The organism is Desulfuromonas soudanensis, from assembly GCF_001278055.1.
Taxonomy (GTDB): Bacteria; Desulfobacterota; Desulfuromonadia; order Desulfuromonadales; family WTL; genus Deferrimonas; species Deferrimonas soudanensis.
The window spans coordinates 3,609,696-3,632,471 of sequence record NZ_CP010802.1; the positions used below are offsets into that span (position 1 = coordinate 3,609,696).

The window sequence follows — 22,776 nt, forward strand, 5'->3', positions numbered from 1 at the left end:
CCAGGCCGCCCGTCATGCACCAGGACAAGATCCTCATCTGCGAAAGCCAGGAGGAGGTGCGCGATTTTCTCTCCCGCACCCTCGAATCGAGCGGATACGCCGTCGAGATTCAACCAGGAGGTCCCCAGCTTCTCAAGTCCCTCGAAGAGGCCCGGGAGGCTCGTCCCGACCTGATTCTCCTCGACGCCGGCGGCTCCGGCGACAACCTCGAGATCCTGCGCCGGCTCCGCAGCACCTGTGCCGAGACGCCGGTGATCGTCATGAGCGCCTGCGCCACGGTCCGCGGCGCCGTCGCCGCCATCAGGCAGGGCGCCTGCGACTACCTGATCAAGCCCTTTGTCGCCGAGGAGCTCCTCGCCGTCGTCGAGAAGGAGGTCGACCGCCGCCGCCTGGTGGAGGAGAACCGTTCCCTCAAGGCCGAGATCCGGCGCCGCTTCGACCCGGACCAGGTGATCTTCAAGAGCGCTCCCTTCCGCAAGGTCTTCGATCTCGCCCGGCGGGTCGCCCCCAGCGACGCCAGCGTCCTCATCCAGGGGGAGAGCGGCACCGGCAAGGAGCTCATCGCCTCGACCATCCACTACAGCAGCCGGCGCCGAAACGAGCGCTTTCTCACCATCAACTGCGCCGCCCTCACCGACACCCTCCTCGAGAGCCAGCTCTTCGGTCACCTCAAGGGGGCCTTCACCGGCGCCGTCGCCAACCAGCGCGGCTTGGTCGAGGAGGCCGAGAGGGGAACGCTCTTTCTCGACGAGATCGGCGACATCAGTCCGGCCCTGCAGGCCAAGCTGTTGCGGGTGCTGCAGGAAAAGGAATATATCCCCGTCGGCGCCACCCGGGTGCGCCAGGCCGACGTCCGCTTCCTGGCCGCCTCCAACAAGAACCTCGAAACCGAGGTCGCAGGGGGCCGCTTCCGCGAGGATCTCCTCTACCGTCTCAACGTCATCACCCTCTATGTCCCGCCGCTTCGCGAAAGGCGCGACGACATCCAGCCACTCGCCGAGTATTTCCTCGGGCGCTTCGCCCCCCGGGGAGACAAAGCCCTCACCTCCGCCGCCCTTGCCCGCCTGCGGAGCTACGACTGGCCCGGCAACGTCCGGGAGCTGGAGAACGTCATGGAGATGGCGGCCATCCTCTGCGACGGCGCCGAGATCACCCCCGACCACCTCCCCCTCAAGCTCACCGAGACCCCCGCCGTCGCCTTCACCCTCCCCCCCCAGGCGATGTCCCTGGCCGCCATCGAGCGCCGGTACATCGAGCAGGTCTACCTCCAGAGCCACAAACACAAGGTCAATACCGCCCGGATCCTCGAGATCTCCCGCAAGACCCTCGACCGCAAGCTCGCCCAGTACGGCATCGGCCGCCAGGAAGATGAATAAGGGGCTGCGCGCCGCCCCCCTGTATCAAAAGGCTCCATGATGGGACATTTTGTCCGTCACGCCGCTCCGACTGACCCTCCCCTCTCCGTATACGCTTCCCTGCTTAATCCTCCGATATAACTCCGTTTTTCTTTCCGCCTCCGACGGGCGGCACGCTCCTTGCCATTGAGAATCCTCCGTTAGGCTGACTTTTGTCCGAGGGCGCCGCCCGCCGGCGCCCTCCGGGCCCTTCCCAATACCCGATGAGGAGAGAGTGATGGCAGGAAAGATTGTAATTGATCCGGTGTCCCGCATCGAAGGGCACCTGAAGATCGAGGCGACGGTGGAAAACGGCGTTGTCAAGGAGGCCCGCAGCTCCGGCATGATGTACCGCGGCCTGGAGAATATCCTCCTCGGCCGGGATCCCCGGGACGCCGCCCGCATCATGCAGCGCGTCTGCGGCGTCTGCCCCACCTCCCACGGCCTGGCGGCGGCCTTCGCCCTCGACGAGCTCTACGGCGTCCAGGGGAACATCACCGACAACGGCCGCATCCTGCGCAACCTCATCCAGGGCGCCAACTTCGTCCAGTCGCACATCCTGCACTTCTATCAGCTCGCCGCCCTCGACTACGTCGACGTCACCGCGGTGGCCGACTACAGCGGCTCCGACCCGACCCTGAACAAGGTCAGGGATTTCATCGGCCGCGGCCACCTCGGCCCCTTCGTCCCCCGCTACGAGGGGGATTACCGCCTCAGCAAGGAAGAGAACCGCCTGGCGGTCGCCCACTACGTCGAGGCTCTCAACATGCGCCGTCTCGCCCACGAGGCGGTGGCCATCTTCGGCGGCAAGATGCCGCACAACATGTCCATCGTCGCCGGCGGCGCCACGGCCGCCCCGACCCTCGACAAGATCGCCTCCTTCCTCTGGAAGATGGAGCAGCTCACCGACTTCATCGACACCGTCTACCTCCCCGACGTCCTCATGGTCGCCAGGCGCTACAGCGACTACTTCGGGATCGGTGCCGGTTGCAAGCAGTATCTCTCCTTCGGCGTCTTCGACATGGACAGCGACCCCGACCTCACCAAGCGCCAGCGCTACCTCCCCCAGGGGATCGTCCGGGGGAGCGAGCTCAAGCTGCGGCGCATCGATCCGGGGAAGATCACCGAAGAGGTGGAGAGCAGCTGGTTCGCCGCCAACGGCCCGGTCCACCCCTACGACGGCCAGACCGTCCCCGACCGCGACAAGGCCGGCGCCTACAGCTGGGTGAAGTCGCCGCGCTACGACGGCGAAGTCATGGAGGTCGGACCCCTGGCGCGCATGCTCGGGGCCTACGTCACGGGCAACAGGGAGGTCAAAACGATGGTCGACGGCGTCCTCGGCCAGTTCCACGCCGGCCCCGAAGCCCTCTTCTCCGTCCTCGGCCGCCACGCCGCCCGGGCCATCGAGACCAAACTGGTGGCCGAGCGCCTCAAGGAGTGGGTCCTGCAGCTCAAGCCCGGCGAGCCGACCTTCACCCCCTTCGGCCTCGACGTCACCTCCCGGGGGATGGGGCTCCACGAGGCGCCCCGCGGGGCCCTCGGCCACTGGGTCGTCGCCGAAGGGGGGAAGGTCAAGAACTATCAGGCCGTCGTCCCCACCACCTGGAACGCCGGTCCCATGGACGCCAAGGGGCAGCCCGGACCCATCGAGCAGTCCCTCATCGGGACAAAAGTCAAGGACGAGAAGAACCCCTTCGAGCTGGTACGCATCGTCCGCTCCTACGACCCCTGCCTCTCCTGCGCCGTGCATGTCGTCACCCCCGCCGGTGAGGACCTCGGCCGTTTCGTCGTCGGGGCCCAGTGATGGGGAACGCAGATACCGACCGCAGGGGCGAGGCATCCCTCGCCCAGGGCGACCCCTGGGTCGTTCCTGCAAGAGCGCCGATCCTGGTCATGGCGGTGGGGAATCTCCTCCGCGGCGACGACGGCTTCGCCGAGGCGGTCCTTGCCGCCCTCGCAGAGCGGGATCTCCCTGAGACGGTGGAGCTCTTCGACGCCGGGACCTCCGCCATCGACCTCATGGAGATCTTCGACCGTCGCGACAGGCTCATCGTCCTCGATGCGGTGCGCGGCGGAGCGGCCCCCGGCACCCTCTACCGCTTCAGCCCCGAGGAGGTGGAGGCCCAGGCCCTCCCCATGAATTCCCTGCACCAGGTCGGCCTCCTCGAGACGCTGCGCCTCGGCGAGCTGGTGAACTGCAAGCCGAAGGAGACGGTGGTGATCGGAGTCCAGCCGCAGGACACCGCCCTCGGCATCGGTCTTTCGCCCGTCGTGGCCGCGGCGGTGGAGAAGGCGGTGGAACTGGTGCTGCAGGAAATCTATTCGCAGGGGCGACCCCCTGGTCGCCCCCACGCACCTCTTTAAATCACAAGGAGAAAAGCACCCATGCCCATCTCAAGACGTAAATTCATAAAATACTCCGCCGGCGGCGCCGCCGCCCTCGGCGTCAACCTCTTCGACAACCCCCTGCTGCGCAAGGCCTTCGCAGGCGCCGTCCAGGAGACCCCCATCATCTGGCTGGCGGGAGGGGCCTGCAGCGGTTGCAGCGTCTCGCTCCTCAACGCCCTCTCGCCGCGCATCCAGGACGTCCTCCTCGACCAGGTCATTCCGGGACACCACACGGAGCTCGCCTTTCATCCGACGGTGATGGCCGCCTCCGGCGACCTGGCGATGCAGGCGATGTACGATACGGAGGAGAAGCCCTTCCTCCTCGTCGTCGAGGGGTCGATCACCACCGCCGACGGCGGCCGCCACTGCGAGGTCGGCGAGAAGAACGGCCACGGCATCCCCGTCCTCGAGCACGTGTTGCGCCTCGGCAACAAGGCCAAGGCGGTCCTCGCCGTCGGCAGCTGCGCCTCCTTCGGCGGCGTTCCGGCCGCCAACATGAACCCCAGCGGCTCCAAGGGGGTGATGGAGGTCTTCCGGGAGCACGGCGTCACCACCCCGACCATCAACCTCCCGGGCTGCGCTATCCACCCCGACTGGTTCATCGGCACCGTGGCGGCGATCCTCCTCGGCGGCCCGGAAGGGATCAAGGTCGATGCTCTCGGTCGCCCCGAGATGTTCTACGGCAAACTGATCCACGACTTCTGTCCGCTGCGCGGCCAGTTCGACGCGGGGCGTTTCGCCGAAAATTTCGGCGATGCCGGCTGTCTCTACAAGCTCGGCTGCAAGGGGCCGGTGGCCCACGCCAACTGTCCGGAGAAGCGCTTCAACTCCGGCACCAACTGGTGCATCGACAACGGCCACCCCTGCAACGGCTGCGTCGAGCCCGAATACCCCTACGAACAGTCGATGTGGACCCCCGTGCCGGTTAAGGACATGACTCCGCCGGCGGCCTATCCGCCGATCTTCACCGACCGTAAATCAGCCATCGACGTCACCCCCGGCTATGCAGCTCTTGCCGGGGTTGCCGCCGGCGTCGTCGGCATGCGCCTCGCCGGCAAGAAGAGCGGCGAAGAGACGCAGGCTCAGGACGAAAAGGAGTAGGGGATGGACATCAGCCGCAGAAAATTTCTCAAGATCGGCGCCGCAGCCGGAGGAAGTGCCGCCTGCGCCGTCGCCGCCAAGGCCGAGGCGAGAAACGCCCGGCAACCCGAGCCCCAGTGGTACGGGATGCTCAACGACTCGACGCGCTGCATCGGCTGCAAGGCCTGCATGGTCGCCTGCAAGAAGGAGAACAAACTCGAGGCCGAGTCGACCCTCGGCGAAAAGGAGGCTCTCGGGGAGCAGCTCTACGACGCCCCCCGCGCCCTCTCCGAGCACACCTACACCCTGATCAAGATGCACGGCGAGGGGGAACAGGAGAAAACCTTCGTCAAGGCCCAGTGCATGCACTGCGTCGACCCGGCCTGCGCCTCGGCCTGCATCGTCGGCGCCCTGAAAAAAGAGGACAACGGCGCCGTCAAGTACGACGCAGGGATGTGCATGGGGTGCCGCTACTGCATGGTCGCCTGCCCCTACAGCGTCCCCCAGTTCGAGTGGCACAGGGCGATTCCTTCCATCAGAAAGTGCACCCTGTGCAGCGAGACCCGCCTCGAGAAGGGGAAACCGACGGCCTGCGCCGGCGTCTGTCCCGCCGGGGCCATCACCTTCGGCAGACGCAGCGAGCTGATCAAAATAGCCCGCGCCCGCATCGACGCCGCCCCCGAGATCTATCTCGACCATATCTACGGCGAGCAGGAGGTCGGCGGTACCGGCGTTCTCTATCTGACGAAGAAGTACGTCGCCTTTGCCGGACTGGGTCTGGGGGATTTTGACTACAAGCCGGTCTCCGGGCTCACCGAGAGCATCCAGCACCGCATCTTCCAGTATTTTATCCCCCCCATCGCCGTCTACAGCATCCTCGGCGGCATCATGGCCTACAACCAGCGGCGCAAGCACAACGCCGGCATCGAAGGAGGGGACGATGAATATTAAAGCGCTGCCGCTGCGGCACAGATTCTGGACACCGAACGTCGCGGTCCTTCTCTTCTTCATGGCCTCGGGGGTGGTCTTCGCCTACTTCCGCTTCTTCCACGGCTTCGCCTCCGTGACCAATCTCAACCCGGCCTACCCCTTCGGCATCTGGATCGCCTTCGACGTCGCCTGCGGCGTGGCGCTAGCCGCCGGCGGCTTCACCACCGCCGCCATCGTCGAAATCTTCGGCCGCCACAAATATCACGCCCTCGTCCGCCCGGCGATCCTCACCGCCTTCATCGGCTATTTCCTCGTCGGCCTGGCGGTCTTCTTCGACCTCGGCAAGTACTACAACATCTGGCACGCCCTGGTCTACTGGAACGGCACCTCCGTCCTCTTCGAAGTCGCCTGGTGCGTCATGCTCTACCTTACGGTTCTGGCCATCGAAAACCTCCCCAACGTTATCGAGCAGTTCCGCGGCAAGGTCGCCCTCCCCGGGTTTCTCTCCGGCCTCAACGGACCCACCGACTGGCTTCTCGGCAAGGCCGACGGGTTCTGCAGGCGGACCATGGCCTTCTTCGTCATCGCCGGCGTGGTCCTCTCCTTCGGCCACCAGTCCTCCCTCGGGACGATGATGCTCATCGCCCCCTACAAGCTCCACGAGCTCTGGTACACGCCCCTCTCCCCCCTTCTCTTTTTGACCTCGGCGGTCTCCGTCGGCATTCCGATGGTCGTCTTCGAGGGGACGCTGGCCGCCAAATTCTTCGGCCGCAAGCCGGAAACGGAGCTCCTTGCCGGGATCGCCAAGTACATCCCCCTCTTCCTCGGCACCTATCTCCTCCTGCGCCTCGGCGACCTCGCCTACCGCGGGGTCCTCGCCACCGCCTTCGACGGCAGCCTGCAGGGGAACGCCTTTCTTCTCGAATTCGCCCTTTTCGCCGTCCCCTACTTCGTCCTCAAACGGCGACGGTCGCGGCAGAATCCGACCCTCCTCTTCCTCTGCTCGCTGTCGGTGATCTGCGCCGTCGTCCTCAACCGCTTCAACGTCTTTCTCATCGGCATGGACATGGGGCCCGAATACAGCTACTTCCCCTCCGTCGGCGAGTGGGCGATCACCTTTGCCTTCATCGCCTTCGGCGTCCTCCTCTACAAGATCGGCGTCAACTACCTGCCGATTCTCGAGGAGGAGCACTGATCCAAGGCCACAGATGACTGATGTAAAAGAAAAAGCCCGCAGCGATGCGGGCTTTTTTTGTCTGACAACACGGTGGCCGTAATTTTTACCGAACCTCGACCTCGTGAACCCCCTTGAGGTGCATGCAGTTGAGGAAGAGGGCTTCCTCGTCGGGGGACCCGGAGACCGCCGCCTCCCGCGCATGGGTGCGGCAGTAGATCTTTTCATCACCCTGGGCCAGGCGCTCCTTGCCGGCGCACCCGGTGACCATGAGGATCACGATCGAAACCAGAATCCATCTGTTCATCTCCCTTCTCCTTTCCTTTGCGCCCCCTGAGGGCAAAATGGGTCGCCGGAGCAAACCCGGCCTCTCCCCCTGAAGACAAATTAGCACAAACAAAGGACATGACAACTGCACCGCCGGGTCGTTCCCCCGGCGACGCTCGGATTAAAATTGACTGCCGAAGGCCCGGAGAGTATGTTGAAGGAGGTCATTTATTCAATAAAATTAACATGTTGTAATGCTTACCCCAACCCCGCTTTTCCGCGCCGGGAGAAACGAAGAGACCTTGATCGCCCATCGGACCTCCCTTGCCTTCCTCGTCCTTGCGCTCCTCCTGGCGACCCCGTCTTTTTCCGCCTCCACACCCGGCAACACCAGCAACTCCTCCTTCAACAAGGCCAAAAAAACCCTTCTGAGGGACGTCTACGCCGATCATCTCCGGACCTTCTATTGCGACTCCGGCTTCGACAGCAAGGGCAGGGTGACTCACAGCAGCGGCTATCGAGCGAAGAAAGAAGGGAAGCGGGCCCGGCGCCTGGAATGGGAGCACATCGTCCCCGCCCAGGCCTTCGGCCAGTCCTTTACCGAATGGCGCCAGGGGGACCCGGCCTGTGTCGACCGCAAAGGGAAGAGCTTCAAGGGGCGCAACTGCGCCGAAAAGATGAATCTGACCTACCGTTACATGCAGGCCGACATGCACAACCTTGTCCCGGCCATCGGGGAGGTCAACGGCCTTCGCTCCAACTATTCCTTCGCCATGATCCCCGGCGAGAAGCGCAGGTTCGGTTCCTGCGACATGGAAATCGAAAGCAAAAAGGCCGAGCCGCCGCCGGAGGTCCGGGGGGACATCGCCCGCACCTACTTCTACATGGAGGCGGCCTATCCCGGCCGCGGCATAATCGGCAACAAATGCAGGAAGATGTTCGAAGCCTGGAACAAGGGCGACCCCGTCGACGCCTGGGAGTGCGAGCGCAGCCAAAAAGTGGCGGTACTGCAGGGGAACGGGAACCCCTTCGTGGGGGGCGCTTGTCAGGAGGCGGGATTGTGAGATGGGCCTTCCGGAGGCGAGCCTGACCCTCCTCAGCCGGAGCGTCGACGGCGCCAGATCCAGGCATAAATCGCCAGGTTGACGACCAGAACGGCGAGGCCGAGGCCGATCTGCACGCTGCGCGTCATCTCCAGGGGATAGATGATCGGAATCAGGTAGTGTTCGATGAACCCCCCTTGGTACCCCTGCTGCGCCGCCCCTTCCCGCAGGCGCACCTCGAGGGGCGTCAGGGGGCAGACCCCGCCGAGCAGCTCGATCCCCACCCCCCAGATCACCGCCGGCAGATGGAGCCAGATCAGGTATCGCCGCCACCACACCAGCAGGCCGCCGAAGACCACCAGCAGGATAAAGAGGAGGTGAATGACGACGATGAGGTCGGCGAGGAACCGGAAGAACATCGATCCTCCTTGGAAACTTGCCGGTCGTCTTGGCTCCGGCGCCGGGACGCTGGGGTCAAATGCAGAGCCTTCCCCCTTGTCATCGGACCGGACCCCCGTTAAGCTTTGCAGGAACCTGTCGGACAATTCGAGTCGAAGCTCAGGGAGGCGACATGAAAGACCCCGTCTGCGGCATGACGGTCTCGGCGGAGGAGTCGGCCGGGACCGTCGAACACCAGGGAAAGAACTTCTATTTCTGTTCGGAACGCTGTCGGGACAGGTTCACGGCCGATCCCGACCGCTATCTCGAAGGGACAGATGAGAAATCGGCCCGCCCCGGGGAGAGCTCGCGCGAGTACACCTGCCCGATGCATCCCGAGATTGTGCAGATCGGCCCGGGAGATTGTCCCAAGTGCGGCATGGATCTGGAGCCGAAGGAGGCCAGCCTCGAGGAGGAGGGCGAGAGCTCCGAACTCAAGGACATGTCCCGGCGCTTCCTGGTCTCCCTCGTCCTCACCCTGCCGGTCTTTGCCCTGGCCATGTCGGAGATGATTCCGGGGCTTAAGGTGCAGGAGCTCCTTTCGACGAAGGTCCAGAGCTGGATTCAGTGTCTGCTGGCGACTCCGGTGGTTCTCTGGGGGGGGGCGATCTTTTTCCGGCGCGGCTGGAAATCCCTGGTCCAGCGCCATCTCAACATGTTCACCCTCATCTCCATCGGGACCGGCGTCGCCTATGTCTACAGCCTGGCGGCGCTCTTGTTCCCCGGCGCCTTCCCCCCGTCCTTTCGCGGCCCGGAAGGAGACGTGGCGGTCTATTTCGAGGCGGCGGCGGTCATCATCACCCTGGTTCTTCTCGGCCAGGTGCTGGAACTGCGGGCCCGCCGGGCGACCAGCGGCGCCATCCGGGCGCTCCTCGGCCTGGCGCCGAAAACAGCCCGCCGCGTTGGCGAGGACGGCAGCGAGGAGGACATCCCCCTCGATGAAGTGGAAAAGGGGAACCGCCTGCGGGTGCGCCCCGGCGAAAAGGTCCCCGTCGACGGCGTTCTCATGGAGGGATCGAGTTCGATCGACGAATCGATGATCAGCGGCGAACCTCTGCCGGTAAAAAAAGGGAAGGGCGACGCCGTCACCGGCGGCACCCTGAACAAGAGCGGGACCTTCATCATGACCGCCGAGCGGGTCGGTCGCGAGACGATGCTGGCGCAGATCGTCCGGATGGTGAGCGCGGCCCAGCGGAGCCGGGCACCGATCCAGGGACTGGCCGACAAGGTGGCCGGCTGGTTCGTGCCGGCGGTCGTCGGGGTGAGCATCCTCACCTTCATTCTCTGGTCCCTCTTCGGACCCGAACCCCGACTCGCCCACGCCCTGGTCAACGCCGTGGCGGTGCTGATCATCGCCTGCCCCTGCGCCTTGGGGCTGGCCACCCCCATGTCGATCATGGTCGGCACCGGCCGGGGAGCGACGTCCGGGGTGCTGATCAAGAACGCCGAAGCGCTCGAGACCATGGAAAAAATCGACACCCTGGTAGTCGACAAGACCGGGACCCTCACCGAAGGCAAACCGAAGCTCACCGCCGTCCGGGTGCAGGGGGATTTTTCCGGGGACGACCTCCTGCGGCTCGCCGCAAGTCTCGAACAGGGGAGCGAACACCCCCTGGCCGAGTCCATCGTCGATGCGGCCAAGGAAAAGGGGGTGCAACTCACCTCCCCCGACGAGTTCGCATCGGTGACCGGCAAGGGGGTGACGGGAAAGATCGACGGCCGCAAGGTGGCCGTCGGCAACCTCAAACTCCTTCATGAGCTCTCCATCGACCCCGGCGATCTCCCCGATCAGGCGGAGACCTTGCGGCGGAAGGGGGCCACGGCGATGTTCGTGGCCATCGACGGAGCGCCGGCCGGACTCCTCGCCGTCGCCGATCCCATCAAGGACTCGACCTTCGGAGCGATCAAAGAGCTGCAGAAGATGGGGCTGCGGGTCGTCATGCTCACCGGCGACAGCGAAACCACCGCCCGCGCCGTCGCCAGGGAGTTGGGAATCGACGACCTCGAGGCCGAAGTCTCCCCCGACCGGAAGATCGAGGTGGTCAAAGCGCTGCAGGAGGAGGGGCGAATCGTCGCCATGGCCGGCGACGGCATCAACGACGCCCCGGCGCTGGCCCAGGCCCATGTCGGCATTGCCATGGGTTCGGGGACCGAGGTCGCCATGGAGAGCGCCGGCATCACCCTGGTCAAGGGGGACCTCAACGGCATCGTCAAGGCGGTCAAGCTCAGCCGCGCCACCCTGGGCAACATCCGTCAGAATCTCTTCTTCGCCTTCGTCTACAATGCCCTCGGCATCCCCGTCGCCGCCGGTCTCCTCTACCCCTTCTTCGGACTCCTGCTCAGCCCGATGATCGCCGCCGCCGCCATGAGTCTGAGCTCGGTCTCGGTGGTCGCCAACGCCCTGCGGTTGCGGCACAGGGAATTGTAATGAAGAGGGCCGGCCCCTTCCCGTCCGCCGACTCTCTCCCCGGGTCACTCCTGTTTCGCCTCGTGCCGATGGTGCAGAGTCAAAGGAATTCCTTCCCGGTACCGGAACCGGGTTCCGCGCTCCTGCTCCATCCTGATGCTGGCCCAGCAGGAACGGCAGCAGTAGCCTTTGCCGGTGCTCTGACCGAGTTCCAAAAAACGCACCAAACCGGCGGCCGTCCGACCCCGGCAGACGCCGCAGACGGCCCGGAGTCCGAAAATCGGGTGAAAGATTCCGACGATCCCCCTGTCCTTGAGGATCTGATTCCGACGCGCCCGTTGTAAAAATTCCTCAAGAGTCATGAGACCCCCCATATAAACAACGCCACCGGGTCCAAGTTTGCCGGAACGTTTCGTTCTGTCAAGACGGGGTGACGAAATCCCCCGAGCCCTCCTCCCCCTTTTTACCGCACTCCGGTTACGAACAGGTCCCGGGACAGATCGAGCGGCAAGGTTCCGTTTGAAATTTCCGGCAAAACTCCCTATGCTGTCGCTCTAAATCATTCCTGCGGAAAACGGATTTTTGCCCCCGGAAAAACGGAGAAAGCCGGCACCCATGTTCAAAGGACCTCTTTTCCGCGGCACCGCCCTTGCCCTGTGCCTCCTTTTTCTCCTGGCCGCCTGCCGGCAGGACCCGAAGCTTTCGCCCCTGCCGGAGGACGCCGTGGTCCTTGCCTTCGGCGACAGCCTGACCTTCGGCACCGGGGCAAAAAGGGACGAGAGCTACCCGGCGGTCCTCTCGAGGCTCATCGGCCGCCGGGTGGTCAACGCCGGAGTGCCGGGGGAGGTGACGGCCGAAGGGCTCGCCCGTCTCCCCCGGGTGCTGGAGGAGAGCCGGCCGGCGCTCTTGATCCTTTGCCTCGGCGGCAACGACTTTCTCCGCCGTCTCGACGAAAAAAGGGCTCGGGACCACCTGCGCGCCATGGTCCGCCTGGCCCGGAGTCAAGGGGTCGAGGTCGTGCTGATCGCGGTGCCGAAGCTCGGATTCGGCCTGCAGATCCCCGATTTTTTCCGCCAGATGGCCGAGAAGGAGGAGGTCCTCCTCGACGAGAAGACCCTCGAAAAGGTTTTTTCCGACGCCGCCCTCAAATCCGACCCGATCCACCCCAACGCCGCCGGCTACCGGCAGATCGCCGAATCCCTGGCGAAGCTGTTGCGACGAAGCGGCGCGATCTAGCTGATCAAGGCAGCTCGGGTTGCTTGATCCGAGATCAATTTATCGGCCGCGTTTTTGTTCTTCCCCGTTAGTTTCACTTGCACCTTTCCTCCCAAATGCAACTCTGAGCTTTGAGTTTCTCCATCAAGGGGTGCCCCGCGGTTTACTCCCTTCAATGGTAGCCCCCCTGACTTCCCCTGCAGCGTATCCTGACAACACACTTCGTGCCTCAGAATTTCACGCGTCTTGCCTTTTTTGAAACTGCCGTCGAAAGTTGTTAAAAATACGGGTACTATGGTGATTAGAGCCAACCTTCCGGGAATCAGTCGGGGGGGGGTTCCCTCTACGCGCCAGACGGGAGAAGGAAATTGAGAGGGGTTTTGATCATGGAAGAGATGTAACAACGCAACTCAACATTTCGTGCTGGCTCCACTTTACTCCTTGGGAAGATGCGATTTCGCGTCCTGGTCAGCGCAGGCGCGTGTAGTCGACCTTGGCATTATGCCTTTTATCGAGGGGGATCGCGCGCAACATGCGTACCTCATCGAGATCGGCCCACTTCAGGGCGGTGTGTAGCGCCTCCATATCGACTGAAGCTCGCCGCCGTCGCTGCACAAAGAGTATCCTTCGCCGGTTACGAGCCACCAGTGCCGCTCGCTCGACCCCCTGAATATTCCTGGCCGCGCACTCGACGGCAAAAGGGTGCAATTCTCCCCGCTCGTCCCTGATGACTGCCGATGCCCGGCCGAGGAGCCACAATCGTCCCCTGGCATCGAAATAGCCCCAATCCCCTGTGCGATGCCAGACCCTACCCTCGACGGAAAACTTGGTTTCCCCGTCGCCGACACCGTTCAGATAACCCTGCAGAACATGCCCGCCACTGACCACGATCTCGCCGGAAGCTCCCGATGGCAGGGATCGGGCAACAAACTCATCTCTCCCCATGGCCTCGAGGGGTACACCCCAGGTCGCCGCGATGACCACGGCCCGGATCTCGACCACCGGTTTTCCGGTCAACAGACCGGCTCCGGAGGCCATGGCCGACATCTCCTCATTTGAGAGTTCGTTGCGAGCAATGTGGGCAATCGGTTCCGCCTCGGTAGAACCGTAGACGGCGACGATTTCGGCACCGGGAAAGGTGGCAGCAAACCGCTCAAGATGGTCGGGGAAGACCGGTGCGCCACCGGTGAAGACGTGACGGAAACCGGGAATTGTCGGCCGGGCAGCCAGGACTCCGGCACAAAGACGGTCCACAAAGGCGGGTGAGGCGGCGAGGCTGGTTGGGCAAAAGCGGTCGATCTGCCTCAGAACCCGGGCGGGCCGGATCTCACCGGGACGGCGCAGATCAGCATCCGGAATCAGGGAAGTGACCCCCGAAGCGAGGTTGGCAAGGACAAAGATCGGCAGGGTGGTCAGATCGGTAGCGCCGGGGGTGAGATGGATGGCGCGCTCCAGGACCCGGTGCTGCTCAAGAAGAAAACCGTGGCTGCGGACCGCCGCCTTGGGTTGCCCGGTACTGCCGCTGGTGAAGGTGATCAGGGCCGGGGTTTCAGGCGCACAAATAGTGATCGCCGTCCGGGGCGACATGCGATTCGAATGGTTCCAGGGAGTGGTGGCGGGGATGAACCCACCCATGGAAAAGTGGTGCGGGATGCATCGCAGGGCCGGGATGACTAGGCGCAACAGATGGGCTCGGGGGGAAGCGATCAGAGCCGCCGGGGCGCGAATGGCACAACAGCGCTCGATATGTTCCCGCCCCGCGGAAGGGTCGATGAACATGGCGGTCATCCCGAGCCGAAAGAGGGCCATCAGGGCGATGTAGAGCTCTGCCGACATCGGCAGAAAGACCAGCACGGTCTCCCCGGGGGTCAAACCGCGAGCCATTAGGAGTGACGCACCGCGGGCCGCCGCCCCCTCAAGACCGGCAAAGGTGGTGGTTCGGTCGCTACCGCACCGCACATCGATGATGGCCGGGGCCTCGCCTCGTTCCCGTGCCTGTTTTTGTAAAATTTCGGCGATATTCATGGGATCTCCCGGCTGAAGAGGGCATAGCGGCGCATCGGCTGGGCGTACTGGGCGCTCATGTTACGGGCACTGTTGCTGTCGTAGACCAGGGCGTGGATGGCTCGGCGATAGCCGAGTTCGCTGATGTTGCCGAGGGTCTGCACCATCAGCAGGTTGCCGAGCCCGCCGTAGGTTTTACCGGGGAGAACGGCGATCGATTTCATGACCACCGTATCGATGGCCATCCCGCGCTGCGCCTGCAACATGTCAGGCAGGGCGAAGAGGAAGCCCACGGTGCGGTCCTCATGTTCGGCAATAAGGGTTAATTCGGGGCGGATAAACGGCTGCACCCTGAGATAGGACGTTTTGAATTCATCCCGCCCGATCGGCGTATAGAGGAAGTTGTGCTGAAAGCCGATCAGGGAGAGTTCGAAGATGGCGTCGAGTTCCTGATCGAACCGGGCCGGATCGAGGTGTCGGATGGTCACTCCCTGCCGCCTCATCCGCTCGGCCACCGCCGCCATGCGCGGATCGGCGTAGTTCAGATCGGTGTTGAGCGAAGAGCTGTAGGAGGCGAACTCCCGGAAACCGGCCGACATGAAGTGGTGGGGCCAGTCGTCGGGGTTGTCCGGTTCGAGAAAAAAAGCCGGTTCCCCCCCGCGCTCGACGATGAATCGGTAGCGCCGCCAGGTGGTTCCGTCGAGGGGCCCGACGGCCAGAGTGCATCCCTCGGCGGCCAGTTCGGTCACGGCGTGGCAAAGGAGTTTGGCCGCCGCGGCCGCGTCCCGCGCGGCATAGTGGCCGATGATTCCGAGCCGCCTCCCCGGGTGGTCGGGAACGCTCTTCCACCAGAGGGAGCAGCGGGCCGCCAGTCGGTTGTTCCCGTCGGCCAGAATCCAGTGGGCATCGGCACCATGATGGTTCAACTCGTCGGCACTGACGAGTGAAACCGACTCCCCGGCACCGAAAGCCGCCAGCTCTTCCGGCGTTGTGATCCTGACGAGGTGCTTCATGAGGGTCTCCTTGGGCAAAAAGGGAGCATAGCAAGGGACGAGGCTAAAGCCGTACGACGAGGAGCGACAACCCCCATCCCGCCAGGGAGGTGCCAAGGGCGATGCTGGCACGCTGGAACCAGCGCCCGAATCCCGTTTCAACTTCGCCGCAACCCCGGGTCAGGCACAGATGGACGGTGGCGGCGGCCAGCAGCAGCGGGAAGGCGACCGTGGCCGAAAAGAGTCCGGCAAAAAGCTCGTCCACTACAGGGCCGTTTCCCACGGCGGCAATCGCCTGGAAAAAGAAGGTCGGAAAGAAAATGAGCCAGCTCCGGACCACCGCCTGCCACAGACGCCGGCCAATCGGCTGTCCGGGCCTGGCATAGGCGAGCTGGCTGCAGCCGACGACAACGGAATGCACCCCATAGACGAGGATAAAAGGGAAGAGATAACTGCTCTCCCCCGTTTCTACCCGGGCCAGCAGCCAGAGAAGGCCCGGCGCGGCGACGGAGGCCACGGCGCGGACCGTATGCACAGGGAGGCTGTTCTCCTCGCTGCGGGGCCAGAGGTGGGTATAGGTTAAGAAAAGGATGAGCGACACGGCAAGCCATGACCAGCCCCCCAGAGCCCAGTTCATGTACCCGGTCAGGGCGGCCGCCAGCAGACCGCTCTCCTTGAGGGTGGTGCGCCGCCGCCAGAGAAGGACCAGGAGTGCCAGCAGGCAGATGGCCCCAAGACGCACCAGCAGCTCATCCGGACCCATAGTCAGGTAACGCCGTAGGAGGGCGTAGCACCCCAGGGGGATAAAGAGGTTGTCGAGTCCGCCGACGGAGATGGCCTCGAACATCATGACCAGAAGGCCGAGGACCAGGGCGACCAGCAGCGACTCGGCGCGGCCGGTGTCGCTTAAAAGGAGAAGCGGCACATGGGCACTGAGAAAGGCCAGGGTAAAAAAGGCGAAAGATCCTTCGGCACTCTTGGTTCCCTCCGAAGTGGCAAAACGGAGCTGCCCGTAGCGCACCCCCACCAGTGCTGCGACGGCATCGGCCAGAGTCAGGGTCAGCAAGGGGATGGTATAGAGGAGGGGATTGCCAGCCGCGAGCAAAAAGAGGAGGGCCACCGCCAGGGGGAAGTAGATCTCTCCCAGCGATTGGCGCTCCACTCCGTGCAGAACCCCGCCGAAGCTCTGCCGCAGGGGGGCAAAGACTCGGGTTGCCGCCAGGGCAGCCACGGCCAGGAGGGCGAGGAGGAGAACCGGCCATGCGGCATCAAAGAGCCAGGGGAAAGAGAGCGTCACCAATCCCATGAGGATATGGACCATTTTGCGGCTGGTCTCGGGATGCAGGCCAAGGCGGGGGATGAGGCATTTCAGTGCGGCCAGGACCACGCCGAGCCCGGTTACCACCAGCAGGATACCAAGCCAGGGGGAGGGCATCAGAGGATCTCCTCGATGACGAAGGCGCTGTAGAAAAAGGCCTTGTCCTGGCTAAAGAGTTTCTCGGCCTCGGGTTTCAGGGGGTGCAGCCGGTCCGCCATCGCCTGCGGCCGGCTGCGCGGTGCCAGCATGTTCCAGTAGGCGAGGCGGCCGCCGGCCCGGCCGGCCCGGTGCAGCTTCTCCAGCAGGTGATGGTAATTTTCCTCGGACATATATTCAAAGATATCGCTGAGATTGTAGCGGTCGATGGCCTGATCCCCTTCCTCGTCGAGAAACGCTTCCAGCGGCTGGCAGCGCCACTCCAGCCGGTGAAGGTTGGCGCGGATAACCTCGAAGTTCTCCGGTCGCAGGGCGTAGGGGAGCGCCGTGGCATGGTAGCCGGTGAGGATCCACTGTAGATAGGGGTTATCCGCCGGATCGAGAGCGGTGAGGGCATGGCGGGTGCGGGTGAGGATGCGCTGCGCCACGTTCCCTTCCACGTAGCGAAAGAAGCTGGGATCGCGTCCCATCCGACCCATGACAAGGCGGGAGAAGAAGACCTGAAACAGAAGCCGCCAGCGCCAGGTATCCCATTTTTTGCGGTAGAATTTTTCCCGGATGGATGCCTCGCCACCGGCCAGCAGAGCCGAGACGGTGGCCCGGGAATGAACCAGCGGCAGAAGCCGCTGGCGGAAGAGGGCAAAGTAACGCTCGAACTTGCCGGCACCGCCGATCCCCGATGCAATGGCCGCCGGCTGGGCATCCCAGAAGTCCCGACAGGCACTGGAGAGGAGGGGACGGCACCTCCGGTAGAGTTCATTGCGGCGCCTGCTCGGGCGGGAACCGACGAGTTCCAGCAGCTCAAGGTGGGAAAGCTGCCGGTAGGCGGCCACCCGCAGTTCCAGACAGGCCAGTTGGGCAGGATTGAGGTCGAGGGCGATAACCCGTCCGGCACCGGCTGCCAGCATCGCCAGGGCATTGTCTCCGGCGGAGGCGATGGCGAGGCAGGTGTCGCCGGGACGGATGTCCAGCCCCGCCAGCAGGATGTCGGCATCCTCCCAGCACTGGGCATAGCGGATCAGGGAAAAATCAGCATGTCGGGCGGCTTCACTCTGCATCGGCCGGCACCTCCGTTTGATCGAGTTTGCGGACCTGGCCACTTGCACCATCCAGCTCCACCCAGTCACCGTCCTTGAGCCAGGCGGTGATCCCGGCGAGAGAGACCACGGCCGGGATCCCCATCTCGCGGGCGACAATGGCCGAATGGGAGAGGAGACTCCCCCGTTCCACCAGCAGTCCGCAACAGGCAGGAAAGAGCATGATCCAGCCGGGGTCGGTCCTCTCGGCGACGAGGATCTCCCCCTCGCGTATGACCGCGCCGCGCGGGTCGGTGATCACCCGCGCCCGTCCCCTCACCAGACCGGGACAGCAGCCTAGCCCCTGCAAACTCTCCCCTTGCGGAACGGCCGGCGTGGGGTTGGTGGAGCGGCAGGTCTGGGCATGGTTGACCATGCCGCGGGTATCGAAGCGGTCGGATGGCGGCTCCGCGCTCTGCCAGCGAAGGAACTCGGCCTGGCGCAGGGCAGCCAGACCACGCAGGTCGGTGCCCGAGGCGGTCCCCTCGACAAACCCGAAAATCTCTTCTTTCTCCAGGGCGAAGATATCCCGAGCCTCGGCAAGAATACCGTCGGCGGCGAAGCGTTTTCCTAGCTCGACAAAGATCCGCCGCACCCGACCGAAAAGGCGGGTGCGCTCGAAGCGCAGATTTTCCCGGTCACGCACCCGCGCCCGGGCCTGTTTGAGAATCCAGGTCAGGAGGATGCGCCTGAGCGGATGACCGGCAAGGGCCACCCGCACCTTTAATTGCGCCACTTGCCGCAACGCGGTTTCGTCGAAGGGCGCCAGGGCGCGACCGCTGCGGATACGACGGGCAAACTCGCCGACGGAGCACAGGAGCGGTGAGGGATCGTCCAGGAGGGTGGCGCTCTCCAGCTTGAGTTCATCGAGGCAGCGATCGCCGAATCTGGCGAGATAACCCTGATACAAAGGCCCGAGAGCGGGGTGAGCAATGCTGGCAGCGTGGCTCCTCGGCACATCCCCGGTGGCCAGGAGTTCGGTCAGAGCTTCATCCTCGGCGACAACCTCGGCCATCTCCCTAACCCGCTTGGCCGGTTCGGCGCTGATGATCCCCCCTTCTCCGGAAAGGAGGTCGTTCTGCAGGGTTTCGTTGCCGTCACCACACCAGGTCGCCATCACCTTGCGCAACAGCCCGTAGAAGACCATGGCAAAGAAATCGTTTACCAGCGGTGCATCCCAGCGAGTGAGAAGTTGCTCCTCCAGCATCCGGTAATGGGCGACGAGTTCGTCGGGGCGCAGCTCTTCCAGGGGAGGATTCGGCGGAGCCAGAGCCCGATTCATCCGTGCGTAGAAACGATCGATATTTTTCTGCAGGCCAAGCTGATTAAGGACCAGCCCCCCCAGGCTCCGGGAGAGATTGAAGGCATCTTGCATACGGCCGACCTTGCAGGTCGCCAGAGCCTCGGTGAGGATCTCATCGGGGATCCCCTCTTTTACCCCCATCATCTGTTCCATGAAACGCCGGTTGGTGGTGAATCCGGGGAGGAGGGCCAACAGGCGGTACCAGTTCAGGAGGTTGTAGTAGACCCGTCCCCGCACCAACCCCAGCATGCGGGGGAAAATCCGCTCGTTGGCGACGATAGCTTTTTTTGGCACGGCCATGATGCGGCAGAACTGGCGGTAGACCTCTTCATAGATATGGCGGGCAAAGGAGAAGGTGAGAGGAGTGGTGACACCTCCGTAGCTTTCGGCGATGTTGCTGTTGTCCCAGATATTGAGCTCCCCGTCCGGGTCGGGCAAGGCCGCCAGAGAGGTGATGGGACGGGACTGCAAAAGATGAAGCCGGTCGCCTTCGATCGCCCATTCGATGTCCTGAGGGCGGCCGAAATGACTTGCGGCACTGCGGGCGAGCGCCGCCACCTCCCGGACCTGACCATCGCTCAGGCAGGGTTTTTTGGCGTCTTCCGGGGCGATCACGGTGCTGCGTACCCCCTCCCCCGTTTCCGGGTCGGCCCGATGCGCCGTCTCTTTGTCGGCCAACTCCACCTCGACGATTGTGCCGTTGCGATCCACCCGCCAGGTGTCGGCATCGCACTCCCCTGAAACCAGGGACGTCCCCAGGCCGAAAACGCCACTTACTACGGCAACGCCGCGCCGACCGCTGACCGGATCGGCGCTGAAGGCGACCCCGGCGACATCGGCAGAGACCATGCGCTGAATCAGGACCGCCGGCGGAGCGGGGAGGGGCGTTAAACATTTTTCTCGCCGGTAGGCCAGAACCCGCTCATGAAAGCCGGAGCGCCAAACGGCGGCGATTTGCTTCGCCACGTCTGTCGGCGAAACGAAGAGAAAAGAATCGAGCTGTCCGGCAAAGGAATGCTCGTTGCCGTCCTCGTCCAGCGCCGAGGAGCGCACCGCCACCAACTCCCCCTGGGGGCAGAGCCGGGTCAGGGCCGCGGCGACCGCAAGGCAAACGGGCTCTGCCGGCGATAGGAGTTGGAGTGCGATCAGGACCTCTGCCGGGTTGCCTGCGGAGAGGGCGGCGTGACCTGCAGCCGTGAGACTGTCCTGAAAGGCTGTCGGTGATACGACAAACCAGGGTGGAATGGGGAGGGAGGCCCCCTGCAGGCTCGCCAGGGCTTTTGCCTTCCCTCCCAGCGCCGCAGGGGACTTCCCTGGGGTTGGGGTGATAATGTAGGTCATCGCAAACCTCCCTGCAGAAAACGCAGAAGCAACGGCCCGGCCCCGAGACTCAGGTACATTACCAGGGTCCAGATGCCGGATACCAGTTCGAAGTGTCTCCCCCTACCGGGGAGGGGATGTCTTGCAAAACGGATAGCGACCAGGGTCGCGCTGACGAGCAGAATAAGAAGAAGGAGCGCCACCGGCGTGGCAAAGCCGATGAGTACCGCCCCGCGCCAGGCACAGAGGGCGGTGAGCCCCATCGCCCCCAGCCAGGCGGCCAGGGCCCGGGGCCGCCCCCAGAGAACGGTGTAGGTTTCCACTCCCTCCTCCTCATCCTCCGGGGCGCGAATCTTCCGGCCGATTTCGATGACGATCCCGTTGAGGTAACTGACTGCCAAAAACCAGATCAGGCCCTGCGGTGGTGTAGCCCGGGCCATGAGCCAGTCGCAGGCGGTGGCGTAAATATCGAAAACCGGAAGGATGATCATGTGAGAGAGAAGGTAGAAGGTGGGATGGGCCTTGAGCCAATCGTGGACGAAAAACTCCCGGCTCATCAGGGCGAGATAGACCCAGGCGATTACCAGCATGAGCGCCTGCAGCGGCCGCAGCCACAACGATCCGGCCAACTGGATCACCCCGGCACCGACCCCGATCCAGCCGAGCTCCCGCAGGGTGACCAACCCCCGGGGGACAGGCCGGTAGGGGCGCCAGCGGGCATCGTCGGCGGCGTCCTTGAACTCGTCGGCGATGCGCAGCTGAAGAAAAAAGAAGAAAGCGGTGACGAAGGCGACGAGGGCTGCGGCTGGGCGCAGGGTTGATTCGCCGCGCAGCAAAGCCGAATAACTCATCGCCGACAGACTGAAGGCCAGGATCAGCGGACCGTGGGCAAAGATCGGGAAGCGTTCCTTCTGGTAGAGCCACCAGCGGTTAGTCATGATTATCTCCCTCTTTTGACTGCTCTTTTCCCCGGGCGAGTTTTTTGTGGGCCGAAGTGAACTCGCCGGCAGCCAGTGCACCGATGATCGAGAGTTCACCGGCCAGGACCATGCCGGCACAGACCTCGGCCAACGCCCGCGCCTTCCCGGCACCAGCGAGCCCCATCAGCTCCAGACAGGCGTGCTGGGTGGGAAGGCCGGTCCCGCCGCCAATGGTTCCGACCATCAGGTTGGGAAGGGTCACCGCCGCGTAGAGTGCCCCGTCCTCTCGTACTTCGAAGCGGGTCACTCCCACCGCCGATTCGGCGATGCAGGCGGCATCCTGGCCACAGGCAATGTACAAAGCCGCCAGGCCGTTGGCGTAATGTCCCTGGACTCCGATGGTGCCGGAGAGGACCCCGCCGAGGGCCGACATGCGCCAATAGTCGGTCATGCGTAGGGGCGTGGTATGGAGGATCTTTTCCACCAGTTCGGCCGGGATGATCGCTTCGGCTGTCACCTTCTTTCCGCGCACACCCAAGAACGACTGGGCGCTGGCTTTTTTGTCGCCGGACATATTGGCCTCGACGAAGAAATATTCGGGAGTAACGGGAGACTCCGCGGCAACCAGGGCACAGACGGCCTCGGTGGCAATCGTCGCCATGTTCTGACCCGAGGCATCGCCGGTCTGAAACTCCAAAAGGAGATAGACGTGGTTTCCCTCGATGGTAATGCGCAGATCCTTAAGTCGTGCGTATCGCGAGGTGGCGTCGGCGGCGCCCCGAATTCTCTCGAGGCTCTCCATCGCCCAGGCGACGAACAGACCGGCCTCGCGAGCCGTCTGGAAGGCAAATCCCGGCGCGCGGCTGACCCCTTCGGCCAGCAGCATGGAACTACAGCCGCCCGCCTGGGAGAGGAGAGAGGCCCCGCGATGGTAGGAAGCGACCAGAGCCGCCTCGGTGGTAGCCAGAGGGAGGAGATAGTCTCCCTGGGCAAAGAGTCCGTTGACCCGAAGCGGTCCGGCAAGGCCGATGGGGAGGCGGGCGACGCCGATGAAGTTTTCGATATTGCGGCCAAAGGAGGCCAGAGTCGCCGGATCCAGGTCACCGAGGAGCGCCGCCCTGATCTCCGGGGCCAGTGCCAGCCTCTTCCAGCGCCGCGCCACAATCTCCGGGGTGATCCGGGCACCTCCCGGCACCTTCGCCGCCGGGGGCTCCCAGTTCGGTTCGAGTCTTTTGAGAAGCTCTCCCTTGCTCTGGTTCTGAAGCAGGTGCGCCAAAAATCCCTGAGTCTGTATCGCATCTCTTGGCATGGTGATCTCCTTTGACATCGGGACTGTTCCAGCGTCTGGGGT

19 protein-coding genes are annotated in these 22,776 nt (G+C 64.0%); 9 read left to right on the top strand and 10 right to left on the bottom strand.

Annotation, left to right across the window (positions count from 1 at the left end):
• Nucleotides 1-14 precede the first annotated feature (14 nt).
• The 6 genes from DSOUD_RS16070 (at nucleotide 15) to nrfD (ending at nucleotide 6,987) form a co-directional block, all read left to right on the top strand.
• Nucleotides 15-1,376 (top strand): sigma-54-dependent transcriptional regulator, encoded by a 1,362-nt coding sequence (locus DSOUD_RS16070; RefSeq protein ID WP_053551963.1) that lies wholly within the window; start codon nucleotides 15-17, stop codon nucleotides 1,374-1,376.
• 256 nt (nucleotides 1,377-1,632) lie between these two features.
• Nucleotides 1,633-3,198: a nickel-dependent hydrogenase large subunit gene (locus tag DSOUD_RS16075; RefSeq protein WP_053551964.1), complete on the top strand. Its 1,566-nt coding sequence runs from the start codon at nucleotides 1,633-1,635 to the stop codon at nucleotides 3,196-3,198.
• A complete protein-coding gene (locus tag DSOUD_RS16080; RefSeq protein ID WP_053551965.1) occupies nucleotides 3,198-3,758 on the top strand; it encodes a hydrogenase maturation protease in 561 nt (186 codons plus the stop codon). The genes DSOUD_RS16075 and DSOUD_RS16080 overlap by 1 nt, the downstream gene beginning before the upstream one ends.
• Nucleotides 3,759-3,779: 21 nt before the next feature.
• Nucleotides 3,780-4,883, top strand: a complete 1,104-nt coding sequence (locus tag DSOUD_RS16085) for a hydrogenase small subunit (RefSeq protein WP_053551966.1) — start codon at nucleotides 3,780-3,782, stop codon at nucleotides 4,881-4,883.
• 3 nt (nucleotides 4,884-4,886) lie between these two features.
• Nucleotides 4,887-5,813, top strand: coding sequence for a hydrogenase 2 operon protein HybA (gene hybA / locus DSOUD_RS16090; protein ID WP_053551967.1), 927 nt, complete (start codon nucleotides 4,887-4,889; stop codon nucleotides 5,811-5,813).
• Nucleotides 5,803-6,987 (top strand): NrfD/PsrC family molybdoenzyme membrane anchor subunit, encoded by a 1,185-nt coding sequence (gene nrfD, locus DSOUD_RS16095; RefSeq protein WP_053551968.1) that lies wholly within the window; start codon nucleotides 5,803-5,805, stop codon nucleotides 6,985-6,987. The genes hybA and nrfD overlap by 11 nt, the downstream gene beginning before the upstream one ends.
• Before the next feature lie 85 nt (nucleotides 6,988-7,072).
• Here nrfD and DSOUD_RS16100 read toward each other — a convergent pair whose 3' ends face one another.
• Entirely contained in the window at nucleotides 7,073-7,273 is a 201-nt protein-coding gene (locus DSOUD_RS16100) for a hypothetical protein (protein WP_053551969.1), read from the bottom strand.
• Between the two features lie 262 nt (nucleotides 7,274-7,535).
• Between DSOUD_RS16100 and DSOUD_RS16105 the strand changes: the two genes are divergently transcribed.
• Nucleotides 7,536-8,297 (top strand): endonuclease, encoded by a 762-nt coding sequence (locus tag DSOUD_RS16105; RefSeq protein ID WP_198300327.1) that lies wholly within the window; start codon nucleotides 7,536-7,538, stop codon nucleotides 8,295-8,297.
• A gap of 32 nt (nucleotides 8,298-8,329) precedes the next feature.
• Here the strand turns inward: DSOUD_RS16105 and DSOUD_RS16110 are convergent, their stop codons facing one another.
• A complete protein-coding gene (locus DSOUD_RS16110) occupies nucleotides 8,330-8,695 on the bottom strand; it encodes a DUF2784 domain-containing protein (protein ID WP_053551970.1) in 366 nt (121 codons plus the stop codon).
• Nucleotides 8,696-8,847: 152 nt separating this feature from the next.
• On the opposite strand from DSOUD_RS16110, the gene DSOUD_RS16115 reads away from it, so the two are divergent.
• The gene (locus tag DSOUD_RS16115; protein WP_053551971.1) at nucleotides 8,848-11,142 is read left to right on the top strand and encodes a heavy metal translocating P-type ATPase; all 2,295 of its coding nucleotides are present in this window, start codon (nucleotides 8,848-8,850) and stop codon (nucleotides 11,140-11,142) included.
• A gap of 44 nt (nucleotides 11,143-11,186) precedes the next feature.
• Here the strand turns inward: DSOUD_RS16115 and DSOUD_RS16120 are convergent, their stop codons facing one another.
• On the bottom strand, nucleotides 11,187-11,483 hold the full coding sequence (locus tag DSOUD_RS16120; RefSeq protein WP_053551972.1) for a hypothetical protein: 297 nt from the start codon (nucleotides 11,481-11,483) through the stop codon (nucleotides 11,187-11,189).
• 253 nt (nucleotides 11,484-11,736) lie between these two features.
• On the opposite strand from DSOUD_RS16120, the gene DSOUD_RS16125 reads away from it, so the two are divergent.
• Nucleotides 11,737-12,357 carry an arylesterase gene (locus DSOUD_RS16125; RefSeq protein ID WP_053551973.1) on the top strand — a complete coding sequence of 207 codons (621 nt, stop codon included), beginning with the start codon at nucleotides 11,737-11,739 and terminating at the stop codon, nucleotides 12,355-12,357.
• Between the two features lie 447 nt (nucleotides 12,358-12,804).
• Here the strand turns inward: DSOUD_RS16125 and DSOUD_RS16130 are convergent, their stop codons facing one another.
• From DSOUD_RS16130 to DSOUD_RS16160, 7 genes are read right to left on the bottom strand one after another with little or no spacing between them, the layout of a single operon-like run.
• On the bottom strand, nucleotides 12,805-14,361 hold the full coding sequence (locus tag DSOUD_RS16130) for an AMP-binding protein (RefSeq protein WP_053551974.1): 1,557 nt from the start codon (nucleotides 14,359-14,361) through the stop codon (nucleotides 12,805-12,807).
• Nucleotides 14,358-15,353 carry a hypothetical protein gene (locus tag DSOUD_RS16135; RefSeq protein WP_053551975.1) on the bottom strand — a complete coding sequence of 332 codons (996 nt, stop codon included), beginning with the start codon at nucleotides 15,351-15,353 and terminating at the stop codon, nucleotides 14,358-14,360. The genes DSOUD_RS16130 and DSOUD_RS16135 overlap by 4 nt, the downstream gene beginning before the upstream one ends.
• Nucleotides 15,354-15,396: 43 nt before the next feature.
• Nucleotides 15,397-16,767 (bottom strand): diacylglycerol/polyprenol kinase family protein, encoded by a 1,371-nt coding sequence (locus DSOUD_RS16140; RefSeq protein ID WP_053551976.1) that lies wholly within the window; start codon nucleotides 16,765-16,767, stop codon nucleotides 15,397-15,399.
• The gene (locus tag DSOUD_RS16145; protein WP_053551977.1) at nucleotides 16,767-17,864 is read right to left on the bottom strand and encodes a BtaA family protein; all 1,098 of its coding nucleotides are present in this window, start codon (nucleotides 17,862-17,864) and stop codon (nucleotides 16,767-16,769) included. The genes DSOUD_RS16140 and DSOUD_RS16145 overlap by 1 nt, the downstream gene beginning before the upstream one ends.
• Nucleotides 17,854-20,526 carry a PEP/pyruvate-binding domain-containing protein gene (locus DSOUD_RS16150; RefSeq protein WP_053551978.1) on the bottom strand — a complete coding sequence of 891 codons (2,673 nt, stop codon included), beginning with the start codon at nucleotides 20,524-20,526 and terminating at the stop codon, nucleotides 17,854-17,856. Before DSOUD_RS16150 ends, DSOUD_RS16145 begins: the two co-directional genes overlap by 11 nt.
• Nucleotides 20,523-21,443: a UbiA family prenyltransferase gene (locus DSOUD_RS16155; protein ID WP_053551979.1), complete on the bottom strand. Its 921-nt coding sequence runs from the start codon at nucleotides 21,441-21,443 to the stop codon at nucleotides 20,523-20,525. Before DSOUD_RS16155 ends, DSOUD_RS16150 begins: the two co-directional genes overlap by 4 nt.
• Complete coding sequence (locus DSOUD_RS16160; RefSeq protein WP_053551980.1) at nucleotides 21,436-22,734, bottom strand: hydroxymethylglutaryl-CoA reductase; 1,299 nt, start codon at nucleotides 22,732-22,734, stop codon at nucleotides 21,436-21,438. The genes DSOUD_RS16155 and DSOUD_RS16160 overlap by 8 nt, the downstream gene beginning before the upstream one ends.
• Nucleotides 22,735-22,776 lie beyond the last annotated feature (42 nt).

What these genes read in the sequence shown, in the direction of transcription:
- DSOUD_RS16110 (WP_053551970.1), bottom strand. Translation starts at nt 8,695, where the DNA reads ATGTTCTTCCGGTTCCTCGCCGACCTCATCGTCGTCATTCACCTCCTC.
- DSOUD_RS16130 (WP_053551974.1), bottom strand. Translation starts at nt 14,361, where the DNA reads ATGAATATCGCCGAAATTTTACAAAAACAGGCACGGGAACGAGGCGAG.
- DSOUD_RS16080 (WP_053551965.1), top strand. Translation starts at nt 3,198, where the DNA reads ATGGGGAACGCAGATACCGACCGCAGGGGCGAGGCATCCCTCGCCCAG.
- DSOUD_RS16135 (WP_053551975.1), bottom strand. Translation starts at nt 15,353, where the DNA reads ATGAAGCACCTCGTCAGGATCACAACGCCGGAAGAGCTGGCGGCTTTC.
- DSOUD_RS16085 (WP_053551966.1), top strand. Translation starts at nt 3,780, where the DNA reads ATGCCCATCTCAAGACGTAAATTCATAAAATACTCCGCCGGCGGCGCC.
- nrfD (WP_053551968.1), top strand. Translation starts at nt 5,803, where the DNA reads ATGAATATTAAAGCGCTGCCGCTGCGGCACAGATTCTGGACACCGAAC.
- hybA (WP_053551967.1), top strand. Translation starts at nt 4,887, where the DNA reads ATGGACATCAGCCGCAGAAAATTTCTCAAGATCGGCGCCGCAGCCGGA.
- DSOUD_RS16150 (WP_053551978.1), bottom strand. Translation starts at nt 20,526, where the DNA reads ATGACCTACATTATCACCCCAACCCCAGGGAAGTCCCCTGCGGCGCTG.
- DSOUD_RS16100 (WP_053551969.1), bottom strand. Translation starts at nt 7,273, where the DNA reads ATGAACAGATGGATTCTGGTTTCGATCGTGATCCTCATGGTCACCGGG.
- DSOUD_RS16115 (WP_053551971.1), top strand. Translation starts at nt 8,848, where the DNA reads ATGAAAGACCCCGTCTGCGGCATGACGGTCTCGGCGGAGGAGTCGGCC.
- DSOUD_RS16160 (WP_053551980.1), bottom strand. Translation starts at nt 22,734, where the DNA reads ATGCCAAGAGATGCGATACAGACTCAGGGATTTTTGGCGCACCTGCTT.
- DSOUD_RS16140 (WP_053551976.1), bottom strand. Translation starts at nt 16,767, where the DNA reads ATGCCCTCCCCCTGGCTTGGTATCCTGCTGGTGGTAACCGGGCTCGGC.
- DSOUD_RS16155 (WP_053551979.1), bottom strand. Translation starts at nt 21,443, where the DNA reads ATGACTAACCGCTGGTGGCTCTACCAGAAGGAACGCTTCCCGATCTTT.
- DSOUD_RS16070 (WP_053551963.1), top strand. Translation starts at nt 15, where the DNA reads ATGCACCAGGACAAGATCCTCATCTGCGAAAGCCAGGAGGAGGTGCGC.
- DSOUD_RS16145 (WP_053551977.1), bottom strand. Translation starts at nt 17,864, where the DNA reads ATGCAGAGTGAAGCCGCCCGACATGCTGATTTTTCCCTGATCCGCTAT.
- DSOUD_RS16125 (WP_053551973.1), top strand. Translation starts at nt 11,737, where the DNA reads ATGTTCAAAGGACCTCTTTTCCGCGGCACCGCCCTTGCCCTGTGCCTC.
- DSOUD_RS16120 (WP_053551972.1), bottom strand. Translation starts at nt 11,483, where the DNA reads ATGACTCTTGAGGAATTTTTACAACGGGCGCGTCGGAATCAGATCCTC.
- DSOUD_RS16075 (WP_053551964.1), top strand. Translation starts at nt 1,633, where the DNA reads ATGGCAGGAAAGATTGTAATTGATCCGGTGTCCCGCATCGAAGGGCAC.